The sequence below is a fragment of the Paenarthrobacter sp. PPS72 genome (genome assembly GCF_048537125.1).
Classification (GTDB): Bacteria; Actinomycetota; Actinomycetes; order Actinomycetales; family Micrococcaceae; genus Arthrobacter; species Arthrobacter nitroguajacolicus_E.
The window spans coordinates 17652-28118 of sequence record NZ_JBLYIE010000037.1; the positions used below are offsets into that span (position 1 = coordinate 17652).

A 10467-nucleotide genomic window follows, 5' to 3' on the forward strand; every position below is an offset into this window, starting at 1 on the left:
TGCTGTGGGTCCGCGCAGGTACTACCCGGACGGGTGCATGAAAAAGGGGCGGCCACCGAAGTGACCACCCCTTTTCATGAATTACTAGTTTCCGACGCGGAAACGGGTTACTGCGGTTGCCTTGACGCCGGCTTCTTCGAGGACCTGTGCAACAGTCTTCTTGGAATCCTTTGCGAATGCCTGGTCAACCAGAACTTCACCCTTGTAGAAGCCCGTCACGCGGCCTTCCACGATCTTCGAAAGAGCGGCTTCGGGCTTGCCTTCAGCCTTCGCGGTCTCTTCGGCGATGCGGCGCTCGGACTCGACCAGTTCGGCCGGGACGTCCTCGCGGGTCAGGTAGTTCGGAGCCATGGCTGCAACGTGGACAGCGATGTCGTGCGCGGCGGTGGCAGCGGCTTCGCCCTCACCGTCAACAGCGAACAGAACGCCGACCTGGGCCGGAAGGTCCTTGGACGTCTTGTGCAGGTAGGCGTCAACCGTGGTGCCCTCAACGCGGGAGATACGGCGGACAACAACCTTCTCGCCGAGGACTGCGCCCTCTTCGACGACGACCTCGGACAACGGCTTGCCGTCGACCTCGGTGGCCAGCAGGGTCTCGAGGTCGGCTGCGCCGGACTCGACTGCAACGTTGAGGACCTTGTCAGCCAGCTGGATGAACTTGTCAGCCTTGGCGACGAAGTCAGTTTCGCAGTTGACCTCGATCATTACGCCGACGCCACCGTTGACCTTGGCAGCAACCAGGCCTTCAGCAGTGGAACGGCCTTCGCGCTTGGTAGCACCCTTGAGGCCCTTGATGCGGATGATCTCGATGGCCTTCTCGGCGTCACCGTTGGCTTCGTCAAGAGCCTTCTTGACGTCCATCATGCCGGCGCCGGTGCGCTCGCGCAGGGCCTTGATGTCAGCAGCAGTGTAGTTCGCCATGTGAACCCCTCTGTCTAGGAATTTGTGTGTTTACGGACTGACAGGACGGCCGCCCACCGTGTGAGCCGCCATCCTGTCAGTTGCCCCCAACGCCGTTTCGGGTGTCAGGGAAGGTCCAGATTTACTTGGCTGCTTCGGCTTCGCCGGCTGCAGCTTCAGCAACGGGAGCCTCAGCTGCGGGAGCTTCTGCTGCCGGAGCCTCGGTTGCTGCTGCTTCTTCGGCCTTGCTGCCTTCGAGGAGCTCGCGCTCCCACTCAGCCAGCGGCTCTTCCGGAGCTTCGGTGGTGCCCGTTGCGCGCTGGTTGCGGGCGATGAGGCCCTCAGCTACGGCGTCGGCAACAACGCGGGTGAGCAGGTTGACGGAGCGGATGGCGTCGTCGTTACCCGGGATCGGGAAGTCAACTTCGTCGGGATCGCAGTTGGTGTCCAGGATGGCAACAACGGGGATGTTCAGCTTCTTGGCTTCGTCAACAGCAAGGTGTTCCTTCTTGGTGTCAACAACCCAAAGAACCGAGGGAGCCTTGGTCAGGTTGCGGATACCACCGAGGTTGGACTCAAGCTTGGTGAGTTCACGCTTGAGGAGCAGGAGCTCCTTCTTGGTGTAAGCCGAGCCAGCGACGTCGTCGAAGTTAATCTCTTCGAGTTCCTTCATGCGCTGGATACGCTTGGCGACGGTCTGGAAGTTGGTGAGCATACCGCCCAGCCAACGCTGGTTTACGTACGGCTGGCCAACGCGGGTAGCCTGCTCGGCAATTGCTTCCTGAGCCTGCTTCTTGGTGCCAACGAACAGGACGGTGCCGCCGTGGGCGACAGTAGCCTTGACGAACTCGTAGGCGCGGTCGATGTAGGACAGCGACTGCTGGAGGTCAATGATGTAGATGCCGTTGCGCTCCGTGAAGATGAAGCGCTTCATCTTCGGGTTCCAACGACGGGTCTGGTGTCCAAAGTGGACGCCGCTGTCAAGCAGCTGGCGCATAGTTACGACGGGCATGCCGACGCTCCTTCCGGCAGGTCATTCATGAGAGAGCCCAGGGGGCTGCTCTTACCCTGCCAATAGTTGACGGTTGTTTAGCCATTGCCCGGATGGGCGCGGCTCCTGGCATCCATTGCACTTCTCATCCGGCACAGAACCTGAGCTCAGCCGGACCGCAAGAGGCGCAATCCTCCGCAGCATAAAGCCGGAAGGCTTAGCTGGTGGAGGGCTGGATACGCGTAGTCAGCCTGGGGCCCTCACATATCTGAATGAGACATGCTCCTGAACAAGCTTGAGGGCACAGCAAACTGCTCCACCAAGTGTACTACAGCGACCCCGCCGATTTGACCGCGGAAACCACCCGTTGTCCACATACGGCAGCCTACGTATCGCGTCGCCGGGACCTCCCGGGAAGGCTGGTTCCATGACCGCCCTGAAGCTCTCACTGACCACACTTATTGTCTCCGCCATTGTTGCCGGCAACGCAAGTGCAGCTGTACCGGCGGGCCCTGATCCTCGCGTTCCGCGGTGGAGCTGGCCACTATCACCCAAGCCTTCCGTCCTGCGGACGTTCGACCCCCCGGACAAACCGTGGCTCAGCGGGCATCGCGGCGTGGATTTGGGACCAACGCCCGACGGCGGTCCGGTCGTTGCGCCGTCGGAGGGAGTGGTGACCTTTGCCGGCGTCGTGGTTGATCGTCCGGTACTGACGATCGATCAAGGCGATGGGCTCAAGAGCAGCTTCGAACCCGTGACCAGCGAACTCAAGGTCGGAGACGCCGTCCTCAAGGGTCAAGTCATCGGCGCCATGCGGGCCGGTCATTGCAGCGGCGCCACCTGCTTGCATTGGGGGGTGCGGCGCGGTGAGGACTACGTCAATCCGCTGGGCTTCGTGTCCGACACGCGGCCGTCCATTCTGCTGCCGCTCTCCTGAATCCCGCCGACCTTGAGTCCCGCCGCGCCCGCGGGCGTTCTAGACGATGGCCGAGACGCCCGTGATGGCCCGGCCTGTCACCAGGGTGTTGATCTCGTGCGTGCCCTCATAAGAGTAGATGGCCTCGGCGTCGGAGAAGATCTTGGCCATGCCGTAGTCGGTCACGATGCCGTTGCCACCAAGAATGCTGCGTCCCAAGGCGACACTTTCCCGCATGCGGGCCGTAGTGAAAGCCTTGGCCAGAGCCGATTGCTCGTCCTTGGCCACACCGGCGTCTTCGAGTTGGGCAAGCCGCACCATCATGCCCATCGAGGCCACAGTATTTCCGAGAATCTGAACCAATTGGTTCTGCACCAGCTGGAACGCTGCCAGTGGCCGCCCAAACTGCTGACGCTCCACGGCGTAGCTGCGGGCTACGTCGAAGGCTGCCATCTGAAGTCCCACTGCCTGCCAGGCGACGGCCAGTCGCGTCACCTTGAGGACCTTGTTGGTGTCACGGAAGCTGTTGCCGTTCGCCAGCTTGAAGAAGTCCGGTACCACTACGTTGTCCAGAGTGATGTCCGCGTTCTGAACCGTACGCAGGGAGATCTTGTTCTCGATCTTGCTGGCCGAGTAGCCCGGCAACGTGGTGTCCACCAGGAACGCCTTGACCTGGTTGTCGGCCACGTCTTTGGCATAGATGACAACCCAGTCAGAGAAAGTGGCGTTGCCGATCCAGCGCTTGGCGCCGTTGAGAATCCAGTTCTCGCCATCGCGCTTGGCGGTGGTGCGGGTGCCGCCGGCGACGTCGGAGCCGCCCAAGGGCTCAGTCAGGCCGAAGGCGCCGATCTTCTTCAGGGAGTAGATGTCCGGCAGCCAGGCATCTTTTTGTTCCTGCGACGCGAGGGCCTCGATCGAGCCGGTGAAGAGGCCGTCATGAACACCCATGAAGGTAGCAATCGAAGCATCCGCGCGGGTCACCTCAGCGTGGAGCATGCCGGCGAACAGGTTGGAGTAGCCTTGGCGGCGAACAGGGCTGACAAGGTCCAGCTCGCCAAGCTTGGGAATGAGGTCCATGGGGAACTCGCCACGGTTCCAGCAATCCACTGCGATGGGCTTGACCTCACGCGCCAGGAATTCCCGGACCTCCGCCAGGCGGTCCTGCTCTTTGCTTGTCAGCATCTGCTCAAAGGCGTAGAAGTCGCCGTCGGCATACGGAAGGGTGGTGGCGTCGAATGCAGCGTTGGACATATTCGCTCCTTCAAGGGTGGTCACCTGCGACCACGTCAGGTCCGGAGGGACTGCGCTGAACCCAAGGGCAGCAGGGCAGCGAAGTTACCGGCGAGTAGTAAGTTACTGATGAGTAACATACCTCACGTGGTGCATCCCCCGCAACGCTGAGGGGTCATTCCGCGCTGGAAGTCATTGGCTCTCGGATGTGCGACGATCGTGGAACCACCGGAGCATCCCTCGGATGCCAAAGATGAGCATGATGGCCAGGACAACAAAGTAGAGAGGAATGATCCCCAGCAAGAGGAAATTCAGCAGGCCTGCCAGGAAGGCCAATCCAATAATCAACAACTCCGTCTGGGGTGACATCACTACCTGTTCTCTAAGTTCGTCATTGCTAGCGTGTCTGGGCGCTGCACCTACATCGCGGAACCCTGATCAGAGCCTACCCGGGTAGGTCGTCGCCTTGGGCCCACCCAGAGAACCACAAACGCCCCCACCTGCAGGTGAGGGCGTTGAACGACCATCGACGAGTATCAGAGAAACGGCGATGGCATTGGCACGAAATTTGTAGGGCTACTCGGACTTGAACCGAGGACCTTAGGATTATGAGTAAGCATTTTTCACAGTGTTTCGTTACCCCTCACTTATGCCGCAATCTAGCGGTCAAATGGTCTATACCGTTCCGCGATTCCCCCATGCGATTTCAACGTTTTTCAGGGTTTCCGGTGGGTAAGTGGTGGGCGGTGACCGTTGCCTATCGGCTGGCCCGGGGCTGCTTCTGCCTCCACCGGTCCACATCGGACCAGGGAATACGTAATGGTGAGTTCCGGGACCCAGACCCGGTCTTGTAAGCATTGGGAAAATCTCCGGAGCGGGCCATGGCCCGGACAGTCTCGGGGTGGAGGTTCAGGTGCTCCGCCACCTGCCGTACGGTGGCGTCTCCGCGAGGGAATACATCAAGTGTCATGGATGGCAATCTAGTGACAGGATCCGCTTTCTCAGCATTTTCCCTAGCCTTGGGTGAGCCTCCCCAGAATTCCCCAGCAAATACTCCCCTATTCTCCCCAATCACGGAGATGCGCCTGCCGCTAGCGGCCCTTCCTGTAACGGTTCGCGTTGGCGTCAGCTTCGGTAACTACCTGCCCGGCCACCACACGCATGGTGTGGCGCAGTTCCTGCCCGTCCAGAAGAACCTGCACATGGGTGTCACCCAGGTTCACCGACATGCCCAGACCTGCGGACACGCCACCGGAACCGGCGTAGCCCATGCTGGAGCCGTAACCCGCAGCGAGGGACTTCGACGGCGCCTGATACGCAGCAGCGAAAGCGTCATCCAGATTCAAGCCATCATTGACAGCCCTCAACCAGTGATCGTTACGATCAGACTGGCGGCCATTGATAATCCACTCCTGACCCTGCAAACCAATCGGCTTCCCGTTCACAAGCCCAAGCACGTTGTCCTTTGACATGTCGGCAGGGCGAGGGAACGGGATGCGGCCACCGTCATAGAAGCCCAGGATCTCCGCTACCTGACCACCAGAAGCACCGCCCGGACCACCGTTCTGTGCCTGGTCCAACTGTTGGGTGCCCTTGATCGTTCGTTCGTTGATCAAGACGTCGATCTGAGAGTGGGTGTACTTGGGGATTGCATCGATCGCACCCTTGACGCCGTTGAGCTTTGCCATGGTGTCGGCATAGTTCTGAACCGCCGTCTCGATCGGGACGCCCTTTGGAATGTTCAGGGCTGACCTTGCGAGATCATCAGCCTTCTCTTCGGAAGCTCCGAAGGCCCGGGCCGTGTCATACAGGGACTGGTAGGTGGTTCCAAGCTTTGCCTGCAGCTCAGCCTGGGTGGCCCCGTTGTTGGCCATGGCCGTGGTGGTGCTGATGGCTTTCTGAGCTACGTCACCGAACACAGCGCTGGCACTACGTCCGGCTTCAGATGTCAGATCGAAACTACCTGTCGCGGCATCGAGAATGGCGTTGCCTGCGGTCTGGGATGCCGTGACCTCATCGATCTTCACCTTCAGGCCATCAAGAGCCGCTTGGTAAGCAGACTCAGCATCCCTTGCTGAGAGGGTCGCCAACCCGGTCTGGAACATCTTATCCAGGAGCTTCGACAAGGAATCGATGGCTCCTTGAGCGGAGAGCCCCATGTCCTCTAGGCGTTTCTGAGCTTCCTCCGTGGCTTGGGCCTGCACCTCCGCAGCCTTAGCGTTCTGCTCCTGTGACGCTGTGGCAGCGGCCATCCTGTCGGGGATCTTCCCGACAGCGAGTTCCAGCAGCTCGTGAGGTTCCAGGGCTAGGCCTGCAGCCTGCCCCGCTTCCATGAGGGCGTCACGGTAGCCGGGCATCTTATCGAGAGCGTCTTTCGCGGTCTTACCGTTCCGCTCAAACTCATCAGACAGGAGCTTGAAAGACTTCGCTGCTGACGCAGCACCACCCGTGGATGCGACGCTGCCTAGGGTCTCACCGAAGCTCTTGAGCCGGTCTTCGATCTGGCCCAGTTCGCTCTTTTGACCCCACATACCTGTGAAGCCGTCAAAGAACTGGTTGACGTCCTTCTCCCAGCCTTGGATGCCGCTCATGCCGGTTTTGTTCAGCCGGGCAATCGCGTCCGCGGTGCCGTTGACGTTGGCCACGGTGTCCATACCAAACGCTTTGCCGAAGCCTTGGAAAACAGTGTCCAGGTCTGAGGCCTTGGCCTTCTGGCCGGCTTCGGAGACCTTCATCATGGCGTTGGCGAATTCCGTCGTGGACTTCGTCTTGCTCTCAGTGAAGATGTTGCCAGCTATCTGCAGCGCACCAAAAGCGATGACAGCCCCGCCAGCGGCCTTGGTGATGCGGCCAAGGGTCCCGGGTACCTTGCTACCTTCTGTGCCGAGGTTCTTGAACGCTGAGACGGTATCGATCGCGGCAGGTGCGACCTTCAAGAAGGCGCCACCCACGAGCGCCGCACCGCCCACAACTCCGGCCATGGTTGCGATCAGGCTGATCATTTCCGGGTCCATGCTGCCGATGGCGTCAATCAGGTCCTCAGCGCTTTGCACGATGCCGCGCAGAGCTGTGGCTGCCCCGGAACCTCCCTTGATCAGGACGGTATCGAATGAGCCACCGAGCTTTTCGAGGTCACCGGCAAGGTTGTCCTGCTTGATCGCTGCTGTTGAGGCAGCGAACCCGGCGTCGTTGACCTTGTTCGTCCACTCCGTGATGCCCTCCGCGCCCTGTTCATACAGGACGTTAGCGGCACGAACAGCGTCCGAACCGAAGATGATTTCCATCGCCGCGGAACGGGCCTCTGGGGTGAGGTTCTTCATGGAGGTTTGCAGGACCCCGGCGAACTTTGACAGGCCAATGAATTTGCCTTGTGAGTCGTACGCGGAGATCCCGAGTTCGCTCATTTTGGTGGCAGCGGCGGCCGAGTTCGGGGTGAGCCCTTGCAGCATGGTCTTGAAGGATGTGCCAGCGTCCGAACCGATAAGACCAGCGGAGGCGAACGCTGCCAGACCACCGGTGGTTTCCTCAATGGACAGGCCCGTGGCGGAGGCGACAAGGCCGCCCTGCTTCAAAGCCATACCCAGGTCTTCAACAGAGCCCTGAGCCTTACCAGCACCAGCAGCCAAAAGGTCAGCCACGTGGGGGAGCTGGTTACCTTTGAGCTTGAACTGGGTCATAGCGGTGGCAGCCAGTTCCGCAGCACCAGCCACGTCCATGGACCCCGCAGCGGCCAGCGACAGCGCACCGTTCAGGCCACCGTTGAGAATGTCAGCAGTCGAAACACCAGCTTTCGCCAGTTCCGTGATCGCATCCGCCGCTTCCTTCGCGGAGAACGACGTGTCCGCGCCGGCCTTCACAGCCGCGTTACGCAACTGATCCATGTCCCCAGCGGACGCGTGCGTGGCCGCCCGGACCTCAGACATGGCCTTGTCGAACTCCGCGTACTTAGCGATAGCCAGCCCAACACCAGCCACAACAGCGGCACCAAACCCCATCAGGGCAGTCCCGGCAGTGGACCACGACTGCTCATGCTGCTTCGCGGAGGACACCAACCTGCCCAGCCCGGTGGATGCCTGCTCCCCGGACTCAGACGCGGCTTTACCCGTCCTCGCTGCAGCCTCAGCAGCCTGATCCATTTGCCGGCGGAAGTCACCGATTTCGGCGCGGATCCGTACGACTACGGAACGTTCAGACATATTTCTCCCTTGTGGATAAAAACCGTCCAAGGTTTTGACAGCAGACTATGGCTGTAGCCGAACTCGGAGTTTCCGGGCTTCCGACGGCGGAAGAGTTTGATCGCTCCGCTAACGACCTGTTCTGAGGTCCTGCAGCCCAGATGCTAGGCGGGGCCGCCAGTAATAGGGTGTTGATGGACGTACGTGCGCCAAGCCCACCGGTTACCCACCGGAATGTTTTTTGAGAGCGGCCAATGGCGTGGCTGTCATTGAGTCTCGCCACTGCCCGTTCTTCGTCCGGGTGGTCAAGTCCTCCCACCCGATCTTTCCCGACTGCAAGAGGGCCAGACGTTCCTTGCCCATGATTTCTAGCTGTGACTCCACCGTCAGGTTGTCGAACCATTCACGGGCGTCCGGGAACGCATCCACTGGTTCTGTCACTCCGGTGAAGCCTAGATCAGCCCAAGACTTTGTTTGTGGAAGCCTGGCGCACCTTCCCTGATGGTGATCAACGGGGCCAGGTTCGGAAGCTGGGTGCATCGTGCCGTGATTGGCCAAGCAGCTTGGGCAGGTGCGGGCGCTCAGCGCGGCATGCCACCGCCAGCCTTCGAGAATGTCAGTGTTGTCTTTGTCGGCAATTTGCGATCCGACGCGATGCATGTCCAAGACCTCAGTTCTGGCTATGGTCATTGCCCTAGTCAGCCCGCCGTTGAAGCGCCTCTCAGAGCGCCTGACAATGCGCTGCGCAGTCTTGCGAGGGTTATCTCCCAGTGCGATCCCCCGGATGAGTTCAGACTTCATGAGGCGCACAACGTCGGCCGGCAGCGGTCTCGAGTCCTTGTGTATCCGCTCCAGTGTTCTGTTGACCATGGCATCGATGGATCGTGGATTGAGACGGTCTGTCACAATACTGATCTGACCAGCCGGCAGTTGCGATTGGATCATGGCGATCTGGGAGGCGCGGCCATCTTCCGCGATCGCGGCCAGGTCCGGGCCAACAGTTTCACCGATCATGTTCGCGAGCTCTTCCAAACGCTGGGTTGCCAATTCAAGCGTTGTGGCCAGTCGCCTGCTGCGTGCCAAAGCCCCGCGGGAGATAGAGCCGTCCGTGGCTACCAGGGCCAGTTCCAGAATGGCCGTCTCGAATTCTGGGCCCAGCTCGTCCCATACCCCAACCCATGCGGCCACAAGCGAGTTTAGGTGCTGGTCCGAGATCCGGATGAGTGCGGCCTTCGCCTGGTCAGAGAGCCGGAGTGTTTCGGGGGTGATGGTCATGGAGCTAGCATCACGGACCAAGCGGATTCATTGCTTCCGCTCTTCCGGGCTCGGAACTCCAGAAGGCTAGCTACTGGTCAAAGTAGTCCAGGGCGGCTTCGATCTCTTGGGTTTTAGTGGGGCAGAAATAGGCGTTCGTCAGTCGGACCACGTCCACTCCCCCGCCTGAGTCCGGCGTTCCGCCGCCGATACTGCGAACAGCTATACCGAGGCCGATACTGTCTTGCTCGCAGATCCTTTCCTTCATAAAGGCTGTGTAGCTCTTCATGTTGTCGGGCTTGATTCCGAGCTTTGTTATGTCTGCTGCGTAGGAACCGCTGGTAGCTATCGCGGTGGGCGTAGGGGTAGGTGTAGCCGTCGCCCTTGCGGGCGTTGTCTGGATAGCGGTTGGCGCCGGTGTCGTCGTAGATGATGACACAGCTTCAGGCGTGTTGGCTGAACAGGCTGCCAGGCAGAGCCCTGCCATCACGGCAACAGTAAGAACTGACTTCTTCATGAATCCCCCATATTCAATGCGCCGGCCTCAGATGGCCGGGCGTGGGGACAGCATACCCATTAAATGTCGGACCGCACCTATAGCGTGTCAGGGTCGGTATCTTCCGACGCAACCGACACGGGGAGCAAAGAATGAGCAATGACTATTCCACAGCGTGGGACGCCCTCGCTGAAACCATTGGAGCGGCAAAGCACCAGAGCTCCGGAAGCATCACAGAGCTGGAGCATCTTGACACTGACCAACGGCTGAAAGTTGTAGAGATCGCAGCGTTGCTGTCCATCGCTCAGGAGATATCCGCTCTGAATCCTCAGAACACGAGCACTCGCGACGAGGACGGCAACGAGGTCAATGGGTGGGGAATCGTGACTAAGAAGGCCAAGCCCAAGCCAGGAAAAATGATCGTGTCATAAACACAACGGCGCCCCATCTCTCCGGAGGTGGGGGCGCCGTTGTGTTTGGGCAGTTAACCGGTCTTATGTTGCCC

At 60.2% G+C, this 10467-nt stretch carries 10 protein-coding genes; 2 read left to right on the forward strand and 8 right to left on the reverse strand.

Annotated features, from left to right (window positions below; all coding sequences use genetic code 11):
- Positions 1 to 84 precede the first annotated feature (84 nt).
- Positions 85 to 921, reverse strand: coding sequence for a translation elongation factor Ts (gene tsf, locus ACLRGI_RS15205; RefSeq protein WP_011774217.1), 837 nt, complete (start codon positions 919 to 921; stop codon positions 85 to 87).
- 121 nt (positions 922 to 1042) lie between these two features.
- The gene (gene rpsB / locus ACLRGI_RS15210; protein WP_172322146.1) at positions 1043 to 1912 is read right to left on the reverse strand and encodes a 30S ribosomal protein S2; all 870 of its coding nucleotides are present in this window, start codon (positions 1910 to 1912) and stop codon (positions 1043 to 1045) included.
- A gap of 406 nt (positions 1913 to 2318) precedes the next feature.
- On the opposite strand from rpsB, the gene ACLRGI_RS15215 reads away from it, so the two are divergent.
- Positions 2319 to 2828, forward strand: coding sequence for a M23 family metallopeptidase (locus ACLRGI_RS15215; protein WP_419202459.1), 510 nt, complete (start codon positions 2319 to 2321; stop codon positions 2826 to 2828).
- Between the two features lie 39 nt (positions 2829 to 2867).
- Here the strand turns inward: ACLRGI_RS15215 and ACLRGI_RS15220 are convergent, their stop codons facing one another.
- From ACLRGI_RS15220 to ACLRGI_RS15245, 6 genes are all read right to left on the reverse strand, one after another.
- The gene (locus ACLRGI_RS15220) at positions 2868 to 4058 is read right to left on the reverse strand and encodes an acyl-CoA dehydrogenase family protein (protein WP_419202460.1); all 1191 of its coding nucleotides are present in this window, start codon (positions 4056 to 4058) and stop codon (positions 2868 to 2870) included.
- 171 nt (positions 4059 to 4229) lie between these two features.
- Positions 4230 to 4409 (reverse strand): hypothetical protein, encoded by a 180-nt coding sequence (locus tag ACLRGI_RS15225; protein WP_419202461.1) that lies wholly within the window; start codon positions 4407 to 4409, stop codon positions 4230 to 4232.
- Between the two features lie 385 nt (positions 4410 to 4794).
- A complete protein-coding gene (locus tag ACLRGI_RS15230) occupies positions 4795 to 5007 on the reverse strand; it encodes a helix-turn-helix domain-containing protein (protein ID WP_419202462.1) in 213 nt (70 codons plus the stop codon).
- A gap of 121 nt (positions 5008 to 5128) precedes the next feature.
- Entirely contained in the window at positions 5129 to 8233 is a 3105-nt protein-coding gene (locus tag ACLRGI_RS15235; protein ID WP_419202463.1) for a phage tail tape measure protein, read from the reverse strand.
- 201 nt (positions 8234 to 8434) lie between these two features.
- Positions 8435 to 9487 (reverse strand): phage minor head protein, encoded by a 1053-nt coding sequence (locus tag ACLRGI_RS15240; RefSeq protein WP_419202464.1) that lies wholly within the window; start codon positions 9485 to 9487, stop codon positions 8435 to 8437.
- 70 nt (positions 9488 to 9557) lie between these two features.
- The gene (locus ACLRGI_RS15245; RefSeq protein WP_419202465.1) at positions 9558 to 9983 is read right to left on the reverse strand and encodes a hypothetical protein; all 426 of its coding nucleotides are present in this window, start codon (positions 9981 to 9983) and stop codon (positions 9558 to 9560) included.
- A 131-nt stretch (positions 9984 to 10114) separates the two neighbouring features.
- Between ACLRGI_RS15245 and ACLRGI_RS15250 the strand changes: the two genes are divergently transcribed.
- A complete protein-coding gene (locus ACLRGI_RS15250) occupies positions 10115 to 10393 on the forward strand; it encodes a hypothetical protein (protein WP_419202466.1) in 279 nt (92 codons plus the stop codon).
- The last annotated feature ends 74 nt before the right edge of the window (positions 10394 to 10467 follow it).

Coding starts and splice junctions, on each gene's coding strand:
- ACLRGI_RS15245 (WP_419202465.1), bottom strand. CDS start 9,983: ATGAAGAAGTCAGTTCTTACTGTTGCCGTGATGGCAGGGCTCTGCCTG.
- ACLRGI_RS15230 (WP_419202462.1), bottom strand. CDS start 5,007: ATGACACTTGATGTATTCCCTCGCGGAGACGCCACCGTACGGCAGGTG.
- tsf (WP_011774217.1), bottom strand. CDS start 921: ATGGCGAACTACACTGCTGCTGACATCAAGGCCCTGCGCGAGCGCACC.
- ACLRGI_RS15220 (WP_419202460.1), bottom strand. CDS start 4,058: ATGTCCAACGCTGCATTCGACGCCACCACCCTTCCGTATGCCGACGGC.
- rpsB (WP_172322146.1), bottom strand. CDS start 1,912: ATGCCCGTCGTAACTATGCGCCAGCTGCTTGACAGCGGCGTCCACTTT.
- ACLRGI_RS15215 (WP_419202459.1), top strand. CDS start 2,319: ATGACCGCCCTGAAGCTCTCACTGACCACACTTATTGTCTCCGCCATT.
- ACLRGI_RS15250 (WP_419202466.1), top strand. CDS start 10,115: ATGAGCAATGACTATTCCACAGCGTGGGACGCCCTCGCTGAAACCATT.
- ACLRGI_RS15240 (WP_419202464.1), bottom strand. CDS start 9,487: ATGACCATCACCCCCGAAACACTCCGGCTCTCTGACCAGGCGAAGGCC.
- ACLRGI_RS15235 (WP_419202463.1), bottom strand. CDS start 8,233: ATGTCTGAACGTTCCGTAGTCGTACGGATCCGCGCCGAAATCGGTGAC.